This is a genomic window from Duganella kummerowiae, from assembly GCF_053572355.1.
The window spans coordinates 96,842-115,783 of record NZ_JBKFEH010000011.1 but is presented as its reverse complement, the minus strand read 5'-3'; the positions used below and the strand labels follow the sequence as shown (position 1 = coordinate 115,783).

16 protein-coding genes are annotated in these 18,942 nt (G+C 66.5%); 7 read left to right on the top strand and 9 right to left on the bottom strand.

All coding sequences use genetic code 11. The features are described 5' to 3' along the window. Genes ACLB1G_RS16540 through ACLB1G_RS16525 form a run of 4 tightly spaced genes read left to right on the top strand, consistent with a single transcriptional unit; the run spans window position 1 to window position 3,412 of the window. Window positions 1–603 (top strand): GNAT family N-acetyltransferase, encoded by a 603-nt coding sequence (locus ACLB1G_RS16540; RefSeq protein WP_491628328.1) that lies wholly within the window; start codon window positions 1–3, stop codon window positions 601–603. Window positions 604–606: 3 nt separating this feature from the next. Further along, window positions 607–1,776, top strand: a complete 1,170-nt coding sequence (locus ACLB1G_RS16535; RefSeq protein WP_491628327.1) for a vWA domain-containing protein — start codon at window positions 607–609, stop codon at window positions 1,774–1,776. After that, window positions 1,776–2,528, top strand: coding sequence for an energy transducer TonB (locus tag ACLB1G_RS16530; RefSeq protein ID WP_491628326.1), 753 nt, complete (start codon window positions 1,776–1,778; stop codon window positions 2,526–2,528). Before ACLB1G_RS16535 ends, ACLB1G_RS16530 begins: the two co-directional genes overlap by 1 nt. Window positions 2,529–2,560: 32 nt before the next feature. Continuing rightward, window positions 2,561–3,412 carry a hypothetical protein gene (locus tag ACLB1G_RS16525; protein ID WP_491628325.1) on the top strand — a complete coding sequence of 284 codons (852 nt, stop codon included), beginning with the start codon at window positions 2,561–2,563 and terminating at the stop codon, window positions 3,410–3,412. Here the strand turns inward: ACLB1G_RS16525 and kdpE are convergent. From kdpE to kdpF, 6 genes are read right to left on the bottom strand one after another with little or no spacing between them, the layout of a single operon-like run. Beyond that, a complete protein-coding gene (gene kdpE / locus ACLB1G_RS16520; protein ID WP_491628324.1) occupies window positions 3,409–4,107 on the bottom strand; it encodes a two-component system response regulator KdpE in 699 nt (232 codons plus the stop codon). The two genes, ACLB1G_RS16525 and kdpE, sit on opposite strands and share 4 nt — an antisense overlap. Beyond that, entirely contained in the window at window positions 4,100–6,847 is a 2,748-nt protein-coding gene (locus ACLB1G_RS16515) for a DUF4118 domain-containing protein (RefSeq protein ID WP_491628323.1), read from the bottom strand. Before ACLB1G_RS16515 ends, kdpE begins: the two co-directional genes overlap by 8 nt. A 23-nt stretch (window positions 6,848–6,870) precedes the next feature. After that, window positions 6,871–7,455: a potassium-transporting ATPase subunit KdpC gene (gene kdpC, locus ACLB1G_RS16510; protein WP_491628322.1), complete on the bottom strand. Its 585-nt coding sequence runs from the start codon at window positions 7,453–7,455 to the stop codon at window positions 6,871–6,873. 9 nt (window positions 7,456–7,464) lie between these two features. Continuing rightward, window positions 7,465–9,561, bottom strand: coding sequence for a potassium-transporting ATPase subunit KdpB (kdpB, locus tag ACLB1G_RS16505; RefSeq protein ID WP_491628321.1), 2,097 nt, complete (start codon window positions 9,559–9,561; stop codon window positions 7,465–7,467). Window positions 9,562–9,574: 13 nt separating this feature from the next. After that, window positions 9,575–11,389, bottom strand: a complete 1,815-nt coding sequence (gene kdpA / locus ACLB1G_RS16500) for a potassium-transporting ATPase subunit KdpA (RefSeq protein ID WP_491628320.1) — start codon at window positions 11,387–11,389, stop codon at window positions 9,575–9,577. Between the two features lies 1 nt (window position 11,390). Continuing rightward, the gene (gene kdpF, locus ACLB1G_RS16495; RefSeq protein ID WP_491628319.1) at window positions 11,391–11,480 is read right to left on the bottom strand and encodes a K(+)-transporting ATPase subunit F; all 90 of its coding nucleotides are present in this window, start codon (window positions 11,478–11,480) and stop codon (window positions 11,391–11,393) included. Between the two features lie 301 nt (window positions 11,481–11,781). On the opposite strand from kdpF, the gene ACLB1G_RS16490 reads away from it, so the two are divergent. Further along, window positions 11,782–12,339: a glycine zipper 2TM domain-containing protein gene (locus tag ACLB1G_RS16490; RefSeq protein ID WP_491628318.1), complete on the top strand. Its 558-nt coding sequence runs from the start codon at window positions 11,782–11,784 to the stop codon at window positions 12,337–12,339. Window positions 12,340–12,346: 7 nt separating this feature from the next. Here ACLB1G_RS16490 and ACLB1G_RS16485 read toward each other — a convergent pair whose 3' ends face one another. From ACLB1G_RS16485 to ACLB1G_RS16475, 3 genes are read right to left on the bottom strand one after another with little or no spacing between them, the layout of a single operon-like run. Beyond that, on the bottom strand, window positions 12,347–12,940 hold the full coding sequence (locus ACLB1G_RS16485; protein WP_491628317.1) for a mobile mystery protein B: 594 nt from the start codon (window positions 12,938–12,940) through the stop codon (window positions 12,347–12,349). Next, window positions 12,931–13,377 (bottom strand): mobile mystery protein A, encoded by a 447-nt coding sequence (locus tag ACLB1G_RS16480; RefSeq protein WP_491628316.1) that lies wholly within the window; start codon window positions 13,375–13,377, stop codon window positions 12,931–12,933. The genes ACLB1G_RS16485 and ACLB1G_RS16480 overlap by 10 nt, the downstream gene beginning before the upstream one ends. A 52-nt stretch (window positions 13,378–13,429) precedes the next feature. Then, window positions 13,430–14,194 (bottom strand): TorF family putative porin, encoded by a 765-nt coding sequence (locus tag ACLB1G_RS16475; protein WP_491628315.1) that lies wholly within the window; start codon window positions 14,192–14,194, stop codon window positions 13,430–13,432. Window positions 14,195–14,450: 256 nt separating this feature from the next. On the opposite strand from ACLB1G_RS16475, the gene ACLB1G_RS16470 reads away from it, so the two are divergent. Together ACLB1G_RS16470 and parC are read left to right on the top strand one after the other, a co-directional pair. After that, window positions 14,451–16,439 (top strand): DNA topoisomerase IV subunit B, encoded by a 1,989-nt coding sequence (locus tag ACLB1G_RS16470; RefSeq protein ID WP_491628314.1) that lies wholly within the window; start codon window positions 14,451–14,453, stop codon window positions 16,437–16,439. Between the two features lie 31 nt (window positions 16,440–16,470). Continuing rightward, window positions 16,471–18,819, top strand: coding sequence for a DNA topoisomerase IV subunit A (gene parC, locus ACLB1G_RS16465; protein ID WP_491628313.1), 2,349 nt, complete (start codon window positions 16,471–16,473; stop codon window positions 18,817–18,819). Window positions 18,820–18,942 lie beyond the last annotated feature (123 nt).

Genomic DNA, 18,942 nt, shown 5'->3' with positions numbered 1-18,942 from the left:
ATGAGTGCACTGATCACCTTTTCCCCCGTTCCCATGGAACTGAATGGCGTGCGCCTGGAACCCCTGTCCATGGCCCACGCCGCCGGCCTGCGCGCCGCCGCCGAGGATGGCCAGCTATGGAAGCTGCGCGTGACCTCGGTGCCGGAACCGCATGACGTGGAAGCCTATATCGCCACCGCCATCGAGATGCGCCCCGGGCGCTTCGCCTTTGCCGTGCTGGATGCGGCCATGGGCACGGTGATCGGCACCACCAGCTACCACGACATCGTGCCGGCCCTGGCGCGGGTCGAAATCGGCTATACCTGGTACGCCAAACGCTACCAGCGCAGCCACGTCAACACCAGCTGCAAGCTGCTGCTGCTGGCGCACGCCTTCGAGCACCTGGGCTGCGCCGTGGTGGGTTTGCGCACCGATAACTTCAACTACGCTTCGCAGCAGGCCATCGAACGCCTGGGCGCCAAAAAGGATGGCGTGCTGCGCCACCACGCCCTGCGGCGCGACGGCACCGTGCGCGACACCGTCATGTACAGCATCACGCGCGGCGAGTGGCCGGAGGTGAAGGCGCAGCTGGAATACCGCTTGCAGCGGCATGGCACGGGCTGATTCATGCTGATCGATTTCTTCTTCACCCTGAAGGACGCCAAAATCCCGGTCTCCATCAAGGAATTCCTGACCCTGCTGGAAGCCATGCAGAAGCAGGTCATCGATACCTCGCTGGACGACTTCTACTACCTGGCGCGCCTGACCCTGGTGAAGGACGAGGCCCATTTCGACAAGTTCGACCGCGCCTTCGGGCAGTACTTCAAGGGCATCGCAGCCGCCTTCGAGAACGACAGCGCCATCCCGCTGGACTGGCTGGTGCAGCGCATGAAGCGCGAGCTGACGCCGGAGCAGATCGCCCAGCTGGAAAAATTCGGCTACGACCGGCTGATGGACCGTTTGAAGGAACTGCTGAAGGAGCAGAAGGAGCGCCACGAAGGCGGCAGCAAGTGGATAGGCACGGGCGGCACCTCGCCCTTCGGCCACGGCGGCACCAATCCCGAGGGCATACGCATAGGCGGCAAGGGCGGCAACCGCACTGCCGTCAAGGTGTGGGAAGCGCGCAGCTACAAGGATTACGACAGCGAACGCGAACTGGGCACGCGCAACATCAAGGTGGCGCTGCGGCGCCTGCGCAAGTTCGCGCGCGAGGGCGCCGACGAGGAACTGGCGCTGGACGACACCATCCGCGCCACCGCCAGCAACGCCGGCTACCTGGACCTGAAGATGCAGCCGGAGCGCCGTAACAAGGTCAAGGTGCTGATGCTGTTCGACGTGGGCGGCTCCATGGACGACCATATCGAGCGCACCGAGGAATTGTTCGCGGCCTCGCGCACGGAGTTCAAGAACATGGAGTTCTTCTACTTCCACAACTGCGTGTACGAATACCTGTGGAAGAACAACCGGCGCCGCCATGCGGAGCGCTTTGCCACCTGGGACATCCTGCGCAAGTACCCGGCCGACACCAAGCTGATTTTCGTCGGCGACGCCACCATGAGTCCCTACGAGATCATGAACCGGGGCGGTTCGGTGGAATACAACAACGAGGAAGCCGGCGCCGAATGGCTGGCGCGCTTCACGGCGGCCTTCCCGCATTTCGTCTGGCTCAATCCGGAGCCGGAGGGCATGTGGCAGTACCGGCAATCGATCGCCATCATCCGCCAGCTGATGAACAACCGCATGTACCCGCTCACCATCGCCGGCCTGGAACGGGCCACCCGCACCTTGTCCAAGTAATGTTTACCAGACACCCGATGGCGGCGCTACTGCGCGCCGCCGCCCTTTCCTGGGCGGCCCTTTCCTGGGCGGCCCTTTCCTGGGCGGCCCTTTCCTGGGCGGCCCTCTCCTGGGCGCAGGCCGCCGAAACCGCAGCCGGCGAACGCGATCAGGCCGGGCGCCAGGTGGAGCGCTTCCCCGCCCGGCTGCTGGCCAGCCCCACCAGCTGCGCCCAGCCGCAATGGCCGCCCGAGGCGCGCCGCTACGAGATCGAGGGCGTCACCGCCCTCAGCTTCGAGATCGGCCAGGACGGCGCCGTGCGGCGCCCCGAGATCGTCCGGCGCAGCGGCTGGAACATGCTGGACCACGCCGCCATCCGCAGCCTGTCGGGATGCGCCTTCCAGCCGGGGCTGGGGCGCGAGGTGCGCGGCAAGCGCTACGGCATCCAGTACGCGTGGAAGTTCAGCGGCCCGCCGGCCGCCCATCCGCTGCTGGTGGAAGGCAGCTGCCGGCCCTCGCCCATCTTCGCCGGCTTCCGCAACCTGGACAGCACGCCGGGCGCGGACGGCATCCTGGTGCGCATGCTGATAGGCGCCGACGGCAAGGCCGCCCGGGTAGTGGTGGAAGCCGGCGGCCAGCCGCAAGCGCTGCTGGACCAGGCGGCCGACCACCTCAAGTCCTGCCGCTACGCCATCGCCCCCGGTACGCCTGGCGAACCCACCGACACCCTGTACGGCCGCCTCTTGCTCAAGCCAGCCGCGGCGCCACGATAGAATAGCCACACCCCCATCCAGAAAGGAAGCGCATGCGCCTCATCCTGTCCTTGTTTTGCATGCTGTGCGCCGGCTCGGCGGCGGCGCAGGAATCTGCGCAGGCCGTGGAGCAGCGCAGCAAGCCGCGCACCTACGCCCTGGTGTCGGCGATAGGCTCCACGCTGAGCGTGGTCAACGAAGTCATGAGCACCGGCAGCCACCTCGAACCCTACGAACGCACGGCGCTGACCGTACCGGATGACCTGCTCAACCACCTGATCCTGGCCGACCTGGACCAGCAAGTGAGCAAGATGGACCCCGACAGCCAGCGCATCTGCCTGTCGGTGCCAGCCGTGAAGTTGGACGGGGTCGCGCCTTCGGACATGGCCCAGGCCAGCATAGACGCGGTGGCGGCGTCCCTGCGCACGCTGCCGGACCGGAGCGAATGGGACCGCATCTTCGTGGTCACGCCTGCCTACCGGACCCGCGGCCGGGATGGGCTGGGCGAGCGGCTGCAAGGCATCGGCGTGTTCATCGAACCGCTGTGCCAGGCCGGCCTGCAGGCGTGCCAGGACGACCAGCCATCCGTCAGCGGCCCGCTGGCCCTGCGGCCGGACGGCAGCAAGGATGTGGCCAGTACCTATGTGGCGCCCTACACCTTCATCACCGTATGGGAGCTGGACCCGGCCACCCTGGCCGTCACCAACCAGATGCAGATATTCAACCACCAGAAGCTGATGGGAGAATACACCCAGACCGAAGGCATCATGCGCGAGATGGACAAGCAGCGCGTGGCCGGCCAGGTGGTGAAGCTGCTGGGCGTGTCGATCCGCGACGCCCTCAGGAAGACCGACCTGGTCGGCCATGTCAGCGCGCGCCTGCTGAAGGAAGGTGAACAGCCCTAGGCCGGCAGCTGCAGGCGGTAGCCGACTGCGGTCTCGGTCAGCAGGTATCTGGGCTGGGCCGGATCGTCCTCCAGCTTGTGGCGCAAGTGGCCCATGTAGATGCGCAGGTAGTGGCCGTTCTCCGATTGCGACGGCCCCCACACGGCGCGCAGCAGCTGCGGATTGGTCATCACGCGGCCGGCATTGGCCACCAGGACCGACAGCAAACGGTACTCGGTCGGGGTCAGGTGCACATGCTCGCCCTTGCGCGTGACGCGGCGGCCCTGCACGTCCACTTCGATGTCGCCGAAGCGCACCACGCCGGCGCGGTCGGCGGCCGGCTGGCGCTGGCGGCGCAGGGTGGCGCGCACCCGGGCCAGCAGTTCGCCCACGCCAAAGGGCTTGGTGAGATAGTCGTCGGCGCCGGCGTCCAGGGCGCGTATCTTGTCGGCTTCGTTGACGCGCGCCGACAGCACGATCACCGGCACCGTCGACCATTTGCGCAGGTCGGCGATGAAGCTGATGCCGTCGCCGTCCGGCAGGCCCAGGTCCAGCACCACCAGGTCGGGCTGGCGGGTGCCGGCGTCGATCAGGCCGCGTCGCAGGCTGTCCGCCTCGTGCACCTGCCAGCCCTCCTCCTCCAGCGCGGCGCGCACGAAGCGGCGTATCTGCGGTTCGTCTTCCACCAGCAGCGCGGTGGGCATGGGTTCATTCATCGGTGTTTCCTTCCAGGTCAGGCATGGCGGGCGGCGTCCCCAGCGGCAGGGTAAAGACGAAGGCCGCGCCGCCGTTTGCCTCGGGCGGCGGCGCCACGGCGCGTATGCTGCCGCCATGCGCCTCGACGATGGCGCGGCAGATGGCCAGCCCCAGTCCCACGCCGGGCTTGGCCGACTCGCGCTCGCCGCGCGTGAACTTCTCGAAAATCGCCTCCTCCCGCCCCGGCGGCAGGCCGGGACCGTCGTCAAGGACCATCACTTTGATCCACACCCCGTGCAGTTCGGCCGAAATGGTGATGCGGGAGCCGGGCGGCGTGTACTTGGCGGCGTTTTCCAGCAGGTTGCTGAGCACGCGCTCGATCAACACGGCGTCGAAGCGCAGCAGCGGCAGGCCGTAGGGCAGCCGGGTCTGCACGATGTGCTGCCTGAGCATGGAGCTGCTGGCGCGCAGGGCGCTGCCCACCACCTCCTCCAGCGGCTGCCATTCGAGGTTGAAGGTCACTTCGCCGCTCTGGATGCGCGCCATGTCCAGCAGGTTGGACACCATGGCGCTCATGCGGATGGCTTCCTCGTGCAGGGCGCCGGCGATCTCCAGCTGCTGGGGCGGCAATGGCGGCCTGGCCGCCGCCAGCGACTCGGACAGGCCGACCAGCGAGGTCAAGGGCGTGCGCAGGTCGTGCGACAGGGCCGCCAGCAGCGAATTGCGCAGCCGCTCCGATTCCATGCTGACCAGGGCGCCCTGCGCCACCTCGATGTAGTGCACCCGCTCCAGCGCGATGGCGGCCAGGGCGGCGAAGGTATCGAGCTGCTGGCGCTGTTCCGGCACCAGTATCCAGCGGCGGTGCTCCGGCTCGATGGCCAGCACGCCGCGCGTACGCACGGGCGCCACCAGCGGCAGGTAGAAGATGCGGCTGGCGGGCAGCGTTCCGGTGCCCAGGCCGGCGCTCTCGGCGCGGTCGTAAGCCCATTGGGCAATGCCCAGGTCCAGTACCGACAGGCGGGAACTGGCGGGCGGCGGCGCCTGCAGGCGGCCGTCCACATCCGGCAACAACAGGGTGGCGCGGGCACGGAAGGCGCGCTCGATGACGGCCTGGGTGGTGTCGAAGACTTGCCCGGTCTGCAGGGCGCCGGACAGTTCGCGGGCGAATTCGTACAGGGCGCGTGAGCGGCGCTCGCGGTTGCGCGCCACCCGGGCCTGGAAGCGCAGGTCGGCCGTCAGGTGGCCGGTGATCAGGCCGACCACCAGCATCACCACGAAGGTGATCAGGTACTGGAAGTCGGACACGGCAAAGGTGAAGCGTGGCGGCACGAAGAAAAAGTCGAAGCAGGCCACGCCCACGCAGGTGGCCACCACCGAGGCTCCGCGCCCGTAGCGCACCGCCACCAGCACCACCACCAGCAGGAACAGCATGGCGATGTTGGCCAATTCCAGGTAGGCCAGCAGCGGCGTGGCCGCCAGCGCCGTGGCCAGGCTGGCGCCGGCCGCCACGGCGTAGCCGCGCAGGTGCTTGGGCGACAGCAGGCCGGCGCCCGCCTCACCGGAGTCGCCCGGGTCGGCGGGCGCGCGCGCGGCGGCCTCACCGTTTGCCGGACCGCCGTGCCCGGGCACACCGATTTCGATCAGGTCGATATCCGGCGCCTGAGCGGCCAGCCGCTTGATGTGCGGCGCGCGCCAGGGCCAGCTGCGGTGCGGCCGTCCCAGCACGATCCTGGACAGGTTGTGCCCGCGCGCGTAGTCCACCGCCTCGGCCGCGATATCCTGACCGGCGATGACGGCGGTGGTGGCGCCCAGTTCCTCGGCCAGCTTGAGGGTGCGCAGGATGCGCTCGCGCCGGCCCGCCGGCAGGCGCGCCAAAGCGGGCGTCTCGATGTAGATGGCATGCCACTGCGTGCCCAGCTGCGCCGCCAGGCGCGCCGCGCTGCGCACCGTGTGTTCGCCGTCTGGACGCGGCCCCACGCAGGCCAGCAGTGCGGCGCCGGTCTTCCAGATGGCGTTGATGGACTGCTCGACACGGTAGGCCCGCACATCGTCGCCGATGCGCTCGGCGGTGCGGCGCAGCGCCAGCTCGCGCAGGGCGATCAGGTTGCCCTTCCTGAAGAAGTTCTTCGACGCCCGCTCGGCCTGCTGCGGCTGGTACACCTTGCCGCTTTTCAGCCGCGCCAGCAGCTCGTCGGCCGGGAGATCGACCAGCACCACCTCGTCGGCTTGGTCGAACACGGTGTCCGGCACGGTTTCGCCGACACGGACGCCGGTGATGCCGCCCACCACGTCGTTCAGGCTTTCCAGGTGCTGGACATTGACGGTGGTGAGCACGTCGATGCCGGCTTCCAGCAATTCCTCGACATCCTGCCAGCGCTTGGGATGGCGCGAGCCGGGCGCGTTGGAGTGCGCCAGCTCGTCCATCAGGATCAGGGGCGGCTGGCGCGCCAGCGCGCCATCGAGGTCGAACTCGGCGATGCGTTTGCCGCGATACTCGACCATGGTGGGTGGCAGCAGTTCCAGCCCTTCCAGCATGGCGGCGGTGTCCTTGCGGCCATGGGTTTCCACCACGCCCACCAGCACCGCCTGGCCCTCGGCCTGCAGCTTGCGGGCGGCCGCCAGCATGGCGCAGGTCTTGCCCACGCCGGCCGAGGCGCCGAAGTAGATGCGCAGCTTGCCGCGCGCGGCGCGCCGGTCGCGGTCCTGGACCTGGGCCAGCAGCGCGTCCGGGTCGGGACGCAGGTTATCGTTGGGCGGCATGCTTGCTCATCTGGTGTTCCATGTCAGCGAGTATGCGGGCTTTTTCCATCCAGCGCCAGATTCAGCGCCAGCACGTTCACGCGCGGTTCGCCAAACCAGCCCAGGAAGCGGTCCTGGCGCTGGCTTTCCACCAGTTCGCGCACCTTGCCGGGATCGAGCTGGCGCGCGGCGGCGATGCGGCCCACCTGGTACAGGGCGGCTGCCACGCTGATCTCGGGATCCAGGCCGCTGGCCGAAGCCGTGACCAGGTCCACCGGGATGGGGTCATGGTTGCCGGGCGCGGCGGCTTTCAGGGCTTCGATGCGCCCCTTGACGGCGTCCGCCAGGGCCGGGTTCAGCGGGCCCTGGTTGGAGCCGCCGGAACCGGCCCCGTTGTCGGGCATGGGACCGGTAGCCGAGGGACGGCCCCAGAAGTACCTGGGCGAGCTGAAGGCCTGGCCGATCAGCATCGAGCCGAGCGGCTTGCCGCCGGCTTCCACGATGGAACCGGCGGCCTGCGCCGGGAAGGCGGCGCTGCCGATGCCGGTCACGGCCAGCGGATACAGCACGCCGCATATCAGGGTCAAGGCGCCGAACAGGACGACGGCGGGACGGATGTGGGTAGACATGGTAACTCCTCAGGCCAGGTTCAGGGCCACTAACAGCATATCGATCAATTTGATGCCGGCGAACGGCAGGATGATGCCGCCCACGCCGTACAACAGCAGGTTGCGGCGCAGCAGGGCCACCGCGCCTATGGCGCGGTACTGCACGCCCTTCAGGGCCAACGGTATCAGCGCGATGATGATGAGCGCGTTGAAGATCACGGCCGACATGATGGCCGACGACGGCGTCGCCAGGTGCATGATGTCCAGCGCCTTCAGCTGCGGGTAGGTGCCCACGAAGGCGGCCGGGATGATGGCGAAATACTTGGCGATGTCGTTCGAAATCGAGAAGGTGGTCAGCGAACCGCGCGTCATCAGCATCTGCTTGCCGATTTCGACGATCTCCAGCAGCTTGGTGGGATTGGAATCCAGGTCCACCATGTTGCCGGCCTCCTTGGCGGCCTGGGTGCCGGAATTCATGGCCACCGCCACGTCGGCCTGGGCCAGGGCCGGGGCGTCGTTGGTGCCGTCACCGGTCATGGCCACCAGCCGGCCTTCGGCCTGGTAGCTGCGGATCAGCTTGAGCTTGTCCTCTGGCGTAGCCTCGGCCAGGAAATCGTCCACGCCCGCCTCGGCGGCGATGGCGGCGGCGGTCAGCTTGTTGTCGCCGGTGATCATCACGGTCTTGATGCCCATGCGGCGCAGTTCCGCGAAGCGCTCCTTGATGCCGCCCTTGACGATGTCCTTGAGCTCCACCACGCCCATCACGCGGCCGTCGTCCACCACCACCAGCGGCGTGCTGCCGCGCCGCGACACGTCTTCCACGGCGCGCGCCACCTCGGCCGGATAGGGCTGGCCCAGCGATTCCACGTACTTGCGCACTGTATCGGCCGCGCCCTTGCGCACGGCGCGGGCGCCGATATCGAGGCCGCTCATGCGGGTGTTGGCGGAGAACGGCACGAATACCGCATTCAAAGCCGCCATCTCGCGCTCGCGGATGTTGAACTTCTGCTTGGCGAGCACCACGATGCTGCGGCCTTCCGGGGTGTCGTCGGCCAGCGAGGCCAGCTGCGCCACGTCGGCCAGCTGCTGCTCCGTGACGCCGGGCGCGGCGAAGAAGGCTGCCGCCTGGCGGTTGCCCAGGGTGATGGTGCCGGTTTTATCGAGCAGCAGCACGTCGACGTCGCCGGCCGCCTCCACTGCGCGGCCCGAGGTGGCGATCACATTAGCCTGCATCATGCGGCTCATGCCGGCCACGCCGATGGCCGACAGCAGGCCGCCTATGGTGGTCGGGATCAGGCACACCAGCAGGGCGATCAGCACCGTGATGGTGATCGGCGTACCTGAACCGGCGGCGGCCACCGAGAACAGCGAGAACGGCAGCAGGGTCACGGTCACCACCAGGAACACGATGGTCAGCGCCACCAGCAGGATGGTCAGGGCGATCTCGTTGGGGGTCTTCTGGCGCTTGGCGCCTTCCACCATCGAGATCATGCGGTCCAAAAAGGTCTCGCCGGGATTGGCGGTGACCTTGACCACCAGCCAGTCCGACAGCACCCGGGTGCCGCCCGTCACGGACGAGAAATCGCCGCCCGATTCGCGTATCACCGGCGCCGATTCGCCGGTGATGGCGCTTTCGTCCACCGAGGCCACGCCGTCGATCACTTCGCCGTCGATGGGAATCAGGTCGCCCGCTTCCACCAAAATGTAATTCCCCTTGCGCAGGTCGGTGGCCGGCTGCGGCAGCCAGGTGGTGCCGAACTTGGGCGAGGCCAGCTTCTTGGCCGTGACGCTCTGTTTCAGGCTGCGCAGCGAGGCCGCCTGGGCCTTGCTGCGGCCCTCGGCCAGGGCTTCGGCGAAGTTCGCGAACAGCACCGTGAACCACAGCCACACCGCCGTGGCCAGGATGAAGCCGGGACTGGCCTCGCCCTGGCCGAACAGGGCCTGCACATACAGCAGCGTGGTGATGATGCTGCCCACATAGACCACGAACATGACCGGGCTGCGCAGTTGCACGCGCGGGTGCAGCTTGCGGAAGGAATCCGCGATGGCTGGCAGCAGCAATTCGGAATCGAACAGCTGCAGCTTGCGGGCCGGCGGATTGGTAAATAAGGTTTGAGCTTGATCCATGATGACCTCACGATTATTTATACAGCTGCAGGTGTTCGACCACGGGGCCCAGCGCCAGCGCCGGCACGTAGTTGAGCACCCCGACCAGCACCACCACGCCGCACAGCAGGCCGATGAACATGGCGCCGTGGGTAGGCATGGTGCCGGCGTTGGCTTCCAGGCGCTTCTTGCCGGCCAGCGAACCGGCCATGGCCAGGATGGGCACGATCATGGCAAAGCGGCCGAACCACATGGCGATGGCCAGCATGGTGTTGTAGAACGGCGTATTGGCGGACAGGCCGGCAAAGGCGCTGCCATTGTTGTTGGCGGCCGAGCTAAAGGCGTACAGGATTTCCGAGAAACCGTGCGCGCCCGGGTTGGCGATGCCGGCCTTGCCGGCGTCCGCCATGACGGCAATGGCGGTGCCGGCCAGCACCAGGGTGGGCGTCACCAGGATGGCGATGGAGGTCATCTTCATCTCGTAGGACTGTATCTTCTTGCCCAGGTATTCCGGGGTGCGCCCTATCATCAGGCCGGAGATGAACACGGCCATGATGGCGAACACCAGCATGCCGTACAGGCCGGAGCCGACGCCGCCGAAGATCACTTCGCCGAACTGTATCAGCAGCATGGGGATCATGCCGCCGATGGGCGTGAAGGAATCGTGCATGGCGTTGACGGCGCCGCAGGAAGCGGCCGTGGTCACGGCCGCGAACAGGGCCGAGGCGCTGATGCCGAAACGGGTTTCCTTGCCTTCCATGTTGCCGCCCGATTGCAGGGCGCTCATCTGCTGGTCCACGCCCATGGCCTGCAGGGCCGGATGGGCGGCCTGCTCGGCGCCCAGCACCCATGCGGTGGTGGCCACGAACAGCAAGGTCATGGCGCCCAGCACGGCCCAGCCCTGGCGGCGGTCGCCCACCATGCGGCCGAAGGCGAAGCACAGGCCGGCCGGAATGAGGAAAATGGCCAGCATCTGCGCGAAGTTGGACAGCGCGGTCGGGTTCTCGTAGGGATGGGCCGAGTTGGCGTTGAAGAAGCCGCCGCCGTTGGTGCCCAACATCTTGATCGCTTCCTGCGAGGCGACCGGGCCCATGGCGATGGTCTGGGTGGTGGCGGTCAGGGTTTCGGTGACCGGCTCGCCCCTGGCGTCCTTCACCGGCTGGCCGTCGGCGCCCACCTTGGGCTGGGTGTAGGTGACCGGGTCCATCAGCTGCACGTCCTGGTAGGCAGAGAAGTTCTGGATCACGCCCTGCCCCATCAGGAACACGGAAAACAGCAGCGACAGCGGCAGCAGCACGTACAGGGTGGAGCGCGTCACGTCGGCCCAGAAGTTGCCGATGGACTTGGCCGAGCGCGAGGAAAAGCCCCGTATCAGGGCGTAGGCCACGGCCATGCCGGTGGCGGCCGAGAAGAAGTTCTGGCCGGTCAGCACCAGCATCTGGGTCAGGTAGCTCATGGTCTGCTCGCCGCTGTAGCCCTGCCAGTTGGTGTTGGCGACGAAGCTGACGGCGGTGTTAAAGGCCGAATCGGGGCTGACATTGGCCATGCCCTGGGGATTCAGGGGCAGATAAGCCTGCAGGCGCTGCAGCGCATACACGGCGATGGCGCCGATGCCGTTGAACAGCAGCAGGGCGGTGGTGTAGGTCTTCCAGCCCTGGCCTTCGGGCTTGCCATCCTTGCCGGCGATGCCGGCGGCGCGGTACAGCAGCCGTTCGATGCGGGCCATCCAGCCCATGCCGGGGATGGCGCCGCCGTCGCCGACTCGGGCCAGCAGCACCCCCAGCGGCCAGGCCAGCGCCAGCAGCACGGCCAGGAACACGGCCAGCAGGATTGCGGATTGCATGCTCATGTCAGAGGTCCTCCGCCTTCAGCAGGGCCACCACCAGGTAAACCAGCAGGCCGGCGGCCGAGATGGCGCCGATCAGGTAAAAAGGGCTCATGGACGGCCTCCCAGCTGCTCGCAGCCGGCCGCCATGGCCCAGGTCACGGCGATGAACAGCACCATCGCCCCTATAAATACGATATCCATACATCCCACCTTTGAAGGTCTTGTTTCGACACTGGAAAGGTTAGCGGCTGGGGCCTAAAGATTTTGTAAAGACTGGAGCAGGTGCTGTAAACAAACCGTAAACATCCCGCTTACATCTGCTTACGGTGGAAACGTTTTTAAAACAGCCCGATGCGCGGCTGGCGCGTTACAGGCTTATCGGCGCGCATGGCGCCCCTTACCGGAGAGAGAACATGGAAACCACCACCACCGTTGCCAAGAACCGTATCCACCCGCTGGTGGCCACCGCAGCCGTCTCGCTCACCATCGTCAGCCTGGTGGGCGCGGCTGCGATCGCGGGCCTGCTGCCGAACTCGCGCGGCGCCTCCACCGGCACGCCGGCCGACGGCGCGCCCCTCGCGGCGGCGGCCCCGCTTACTGCGGCAGCCCCTGCCACCGCAGCGGCCCCGGTGACCCCAGCGGTCCAGCAGCCGGCTCCCGCGCCGGTGGTGCGCGAGGTGGTGCGCTATAAAACCGTGGTGAAGCACGATGCGCCGCGCCGTACGAATGCGTCGTATGAGGACAGCCAGTATGCCCAGGCGGATGCGGCGCGCGACGCGCGTCCGGCCCCGGCGCCGCAGCAGGCGCAGAACAGCGCGCTGGGCATGGGCATAGGCGCGCTGGTGGGCGGCCTGGTCGGCAACCAGGTGGGCAGCGGCCATGGCCGCACACTGGCCACCATCGCCGGCGCCGTGGGCGGCGGCTACGTGGGCAACGAAATCGCCAAGCGCAACCAGACCGCCGGACAATGATCCAGCACTAGGTACGTACGAAAGCCCGCAGCAGGCTGTAGTCACGTTGGTCCGCAGCCTGCAATGCGGCGATATAGGCTTTGCGCGTGGCGCTGGGCAAGACCAAATCAACCTGTCCCCAGGTAAAGGGCGTCGCGCCTTTATGATGCAGAAAGATGTCGGTATAGAGGCGTGCGTGGCGCCCGTTACCGTTAGGGAAAAGGTGTATAGCCACCAGCCTGTGATGCAAGCGCATGGCTTGCTCATCCAAAGGATAGGTCGCGTGCTCGCCCCATGCCTGTACATCCATGAGCAAATCCCGCAAGCGCACGCTGATGTGTGCAGGATCGACGCCTATGGTTTTTTCAGAATTCCTGAAAGTGCCAGCCCAGCGCCAGGTTTTATTGAACATCTTCTTGTGCAAATTCCTGACGTATGCTTCGCTGAGAAAGTCCTTACGCCGCCGGCGCAGGGCCCAATCTTGCGCGCTCAATATATTCAGGTGCTCGAATTCGTTGAGTTCATGCTGAAGCGTGACATGCTTCGGGATCAGCCCGGCAGCTTCGTCGGGGTCCAGTGGCGTGGCGCCTGGCGCGTGCGAGGCACCGGGTATCAGTCCCATAAATGCTTCCAGCTGCGGTCCAGCAGAGAGCGGCGGATTTTCTGGATTTCTTCGCTGTTCAGCTCGTCTCCAGGCGCCTGGTCTTCCAGTCGCATGGTGTGCAGCACGCGTGCGGCACGCTCCCTGGCGATGGCGTCGGCACGCTCGTGCACACGCTGGCGCAATGGCGTCCGTGGCACCAGCGTGTATTTCAGGTCACAGTCCAGGGCTTCGGCCACCCGGCGCAGCGATTGCAGCGTGATGCGCTCTTCGGCCTCGGATTTTTCCAGGGCGGCCAAGGTGCTTTGGCTGACTGACAGCCGTCCCGCAAGCTGCCGCGTGGTCATACCTAATGCAGAGCGTATGGTCTGTATCCAGCCTGCGCGCGGACGTGGCGGAATAGCAGCCTCGTCAGTTGCACGCTCAACCTGCCTTAGCCGAAGTTCTTTTACATCCATTTTGACCGCCTATAAACGATAATATTCTTTGCATATTATCGCCCCAAAACGATCAGAATACTTTGCTGATGCTCAATACAAGAGCCGTCTTGCCGAGGAATTTGCCGCTGGCGGGCGAGGCATAGGCGCTTTCGCTGGCGTTGGTGCCGATCAAGGCCAGCGCCCCGGTCAGCACGCCGAAGTCCTGCGTCAGGCCGAGCTTCCAGTCGCTGTAGCTGGCCGCGCCATTGTGCCTGACGTCCTGGTGGCCTGCGTGCAGATTCACGGTCAGGCCGTTGCCGGCGTCGATGTTGGCGCCCAGGTCCACATAGCCGCTGTTCCTGCTGTCCACGAAGCCGAACAGGTTGGTGACGGCGTGCGAATACTTGAGGTAGGCAGGGCCGTAGCCCAGCTGGCCGTAGACCTCGGCCGTGTTGGCGTCCTTGTAGCCGGCCACCTGGTCCAGCCCATTGGATGGATACACATAGCCCAGCACGCCCACGTCATAGGAAACGTCCGCGCTCAGCTGCCCGCGCTTGCCGGCGTAACTATCCCATTCCACATGCCCGCCGCCGCCCGCATCCCTGGTCCATTTGATGCTGGACAGCCAGGTGCCCGCGTAGAAACCGGATGGGTTGTGGACATAGTCAAAGCCGCCCTGCAGCGCGGGCTGCAAGCGGGCCTGCGAGATGCCGCGGTAGCGGTAGTCGCTGGCGATGGCGGCGTTGAAGCTGGTGTCGTTGTCCGGCCTGGCCTCGGCGGCCTGCTGCTCCTCCGCCAGGGCGGGAGTGCCGGTCAAAGAGGCCATGAGGGCGGCTGCAATTAAAGCTATTTTCATGTTGCGGTCTTTCTGTGGTGGAGTAAAAGTCAGGCTTCCAGCGTAGCGGGGGCCCAGTAAAAACGGCCTAAAAAGACCACGCACACCTGTAAACACCGCGTATAAATTCCCCCGCGCAGCGGTTGCGGATAGAATGCGCAGGCTGGCGCGCCCGGCCGCCCGGCCACAGAATTCACTGTCTTGCCAAAATAACTGTATATAATCACAGCTATTTCCAGCATCATTGCCGTAACCATAAGAACCGAACCGCTCACGTATGGCCACTAAAAAACCCGTATCCGACTACAGCGAATCATCCATCCGCGTCCTCAAGGGCCTGGAGCCGGTCAAGCAGCGCCCCGGCATGTACACCCGTACCGAGAATCCGCTGCACATCATCCAGGAGGTGATCGACAACGCCTCCGACGAGGCGCTGGGCGGCCATTGCAAGAACATCATCGTCACCCAGAACGCGGACGGCTCCGTCACCGTCGAGGATGACGGGCGCGGCATCCCGGTCGGCCTGCACCCCGAGGAAGGCGTGCCCACGGTGGAAATCGTGTTCACCCGATTGCACGCCGGCGGCAAGTTCCAGAAGGGCGCCGGCGGTGCCTATGCCTTTTCCGGCGGCCTGCACGGGGTCGGCGTGTCAGTCACCAACGCCCTGTCCAAGCGCCTGGAAATCACCGTGTGGCGCAAGGAGCCGGACGGCACCGGCGTGCACCGCATCGCCTTCGAGCACGGCGACGTGGTCGAGCCGCTGTCCTCGGCCGTGGCCCCGCGCGATGGCAAGAAATCCGGCACCCGCGTCACCGCCTGGCCAGACGCCAGCTACTTCCACAGCGGCGCCATTCCGCAGGCCGAGCTGCAGCGCCTGCTGCGCTCCAAGGCCGTGCTGCTGCCCGGCGTCTCCGTCACGCTCATCAATGCCAAGAGCGGCGACAGCCAGACCTGGAAATACGACGACGGCCTGCGCGGCTACCTGAGCGAAGCCCTGGCCGGCGGCGAGACCGTGATCCCGCTGTTCGAGGGCGCCCAGTTCGCCGGGCCGGACGCCGAAGGCTTCGCCGAGGGCGAAGGCGCGTCCTGGGTGGTGGCATGGACCGAGGATGGCCCCATCGTGCGCGAATCCTACGTCAACCTGATCCCCACCATCAGCGGCGGCACCCACGAATCGGGCCTGCGCGAAGGCTTGTTCGGCGCCGTGAAAAGCTTTGTCGAGATGCACGCCCTGCTGCCCAAGGGCGTCAAGCTGATGCCCGAGGACGTGTTCGCGCGGGTCTCCTTCGTGCTGTCGGCCAAGGTGCTGGACCCGCAATTCCAGGGCCAGACCAAGGAGCGCCTCAATTCGCGCGACGCGGTGCGGCTGGTGTCCACTTATTCGCGCCCGGCGCTGGAACTGTGGCTCAACCACCACGTCGACTACGGCAAGAAGCTGGCCGAGCTGGTGATCAAGCAGGCCCAGTCGCGCATGCGCTCGGCGCAAAAGGTCGAGAAGAAGAAATCGTCCGGCGTGGCGGTCCTGCCGGGCAAGCTGACCGACTGCGAATCGTCCGACATCAAACACAATGAACTGTTCCTGGTGGAGGGCGACTCGGCCGGCGGCTCGGCCAAGATGGGGCGCGACAAGGAATACCAGGCCATCCTGCCCCTGCGCGGCAAGGTGCTGAACTCCTGGGAGACCGACCGCGACCGCCTGTTCGCCAACAACGAAATCCACGACATCGCGGTGGCCATCGGCGTCGATCCGCACCAGGTGGGCGACACGCCCGACCTGTCCGGCCTGCGCTACGGGAAAATCTGTATCCTGTCCGATGCCGACGTGGACGGCTCGCACATCCAGGTCCTGCTGCTGACCCTGTTCTTCAAGCACTTCCCGGCGCTGATCGCCAACGGCAATATCTGCATCGCCCGTCCGCCGCTGTACCGCGTGGACGCCCCGGCGCGCGGCAAGAAACCCATCCAGAAGCTGTACGCGCTGGACGATGGCGAGCTGGAAGCCATCGAGGACAAACTGCGCAAGGAAGGCCTCAAGGATGGCAGCTGGGGCATTTCGCGCTTCAAGGGCCTGGGCGAGATGAACGCCGAACAGCTGTGGGAAACCACCATGAACCCGGACACGCGGCGCTTGCTGCCGGTCTCGCTGGGCGGCTTTGCCCACGACGAATCGGCCGCGCGCTTCAACATGCTGATGGGGAAAGGCGAAGCGGCCGCGCGCCGCGCCTGGATCGAGGAACACGGCAACGAAGCCGAAGCCGACATCTGACACGCCGCCCGCACCACTACCACGACATACCATGACCCAAGCAAATCTCTTTGACGAGCCGGTTCCGGAACCGGAAGAATTCAACCAGCCCGGCGGCCCGGGCGGCGGCGATGGCGAGTCGCTGACCCTGTCCACCTTCGCGGAGCGCGCCTACCTCGATTACGCCATCTCGGTGGTCAAGGGCCGCGCCCTGCCCGACGTCAGCGACGGCCAGAAGCCGGTCCAGCGCCGCATCCTGTACGCCATGAATGAACTGGGCCTGGGCCCCACGGCCAAGCCGCGCAAGTCGGCCGCCGTGGTGGGCGACGTGCTCGGTAAATTGCACCCGCACGGCGACCAGTCGGTGTACGACGCCCTGGTGCGCATGGCCCAGGACTTCTCGCTGCGCTATCCGCTGATCGACGGCCAGGGCAACTTCGGCTCGCGCGACGGCGACGGCGCGGCGGCCATGCGCTACACCGAAGCCCGTTTGACGCCCATCTCGCGCCTGCTGCTCGATGAAATCGACATGGGCACGGTGGACTTCCAGGCCAACTACGACGGCTCCACCGAGGAACCGACGGTGCTGCCGGCGCGCCTGCCCATGGTGCTGCTCAATGGCGCCTCGGGCATCGCGGTCGGCCTGGCCACCGAGATCCCCTCCCACAACCTGGGCGAGGTGGCGCAGGCCGCCGTGGCCATGATACGCAACCCCAAGATCACCCACGCCGAGCTGATGGCGCTGATCCCGGGACCGGACTTCCCGGGCGGCGGCCAGATCATCACCCCGGCCGCGCAGATCCACGAGATGTACGCCTCGGGCCGCGGCAGCATGAAGGTGCGCGCGCGCTGGAAGATCGAAGACCTGGCGCGCGGCCAGTGGCAGGCCGTGGTCACCGAACTGCCGCCCGGCACCTCGGCGCAAAAGGTGCTGGAGGAAATCGAGGAACTGACCAATCCCAAGGTCAAGCTGGGCAAGAAGACGCTGACGCCGGAACAGCTGGCGCTCAAGTCGCTGATACTCAATTCGCTCGACACCATACGCGACGAATCGGGCCGCGGCGCGCCGGTGCGCCTGGTGTTCGAGCCCAAGTCCAAGAACCAGGACCAGACCGAGTTCATGCTCATGCTGCTGGCCCACACCTCGCTGGAATCGTCCAGCTCCATCAACCTGGTGATGATAGGCGGCGACGGCCGCCCGCGCCAGAAGGGCCTGGGAGAGATCCTGGGCGAGTGGGTCACCTTCCGCTTCGCCACCTTCACCCGCCGCACCCAGTTCAGGCTGGGCAAGGTCGATGAGCGCATCCACATCCTGGAAGGGCGCGAAATCGTCCTGCTCAATATCGACGAGGTGATCAGCATCATCCGCAACTCGGACGAACCCAAGGCGGCGCTGATCGAACGTTTCAAGCTGTCCGAGCGCCAGGCCGAGGACATCCTGGAAATCCGCTTGCGCCAGCTGGCGCGCCTGGAAGCCATCAAGATAGAACAGGAACTGGCCACCCTGCGCAAGGAGCGCGGCTCCCTGCAGGACCTGCTGGACAATCCATCGTCCATGAAGCGCGCCATCATCCGCGAGATCGAGGCCGACGCCAAGCAGTTCGGCGACGCCCGCCGCACCCTGATCGAGGAAGCGCAGAAGGCCGTGGTGGAACAGAAGGTGGTGGACGAACCGGTCACCGTCATCATTTCCGAGAAAGGCTGGGTGCGTGCGCGCGGCGGCATCGGCCACGACGCCACCCAGTTCACCTTCAAGGCCGGCGACACCCTGTACGGCGCCTTCGAGTGCCGCACGGTGGACAACCTGCTGGCCTTCGGCAGCAACGGCAAGGTGTATTCGGTGCCGGTGGCGGCCCTGCCCAACGCACGCGGCGACGGCGTGCCCATCACCACCCTGGTCGACCTGTCGGGCGGCGTGCGCCTGCTGCATTACTACGCCGGTCCGGCCGCCACCCAGCTGCTGCTGGCCACCAGCGCCGGTTTCGGCTTCGTGGCCAAGGCCGGCGACATGGTCAGCCGCATCAAGGGCGGCAAGTCCTTCATCACCCTGGACGAGGGCGACGTACCGCTGCCCCCGGCCGTGATACCGGACACGGCCAGCGCCGTGGCGGTGCTGTCGGAACAAGCCCGGGTGCTGGTGTTCGGCCTGGACGAAATGAAGGTGCTGACCAACGGCGGACGCGGCGTGATCCTGATCGAGCTGGAAGACAAGGAAAAGCTTGTGTCGGCCAAGCCGATCAGCCAGAAAGGCGTGATCGTGTACGGCACCGGGCGCGGCGGCAAGCCGCAGGAGGAAAAGCTGTCGGCCACCGCGCTGGGCGCCCACATCGGCAAGCGGGCCCGCAAGGGCAAGGCGCTGGCCTCCAAGATCAAGCCGGCCGGCTTGACGCCCGTCGTTTAAAGCCGCGCAGCCGCCGGCTCAGCACGGGCTGCCGCATGCGCGGCAGCGACGTGCTGGCACCGGCGGCTCCGGCATGTCGCCACCGCGCAGGCGGTGGCCCATGCCGAGCGCGCAGACAGGCGG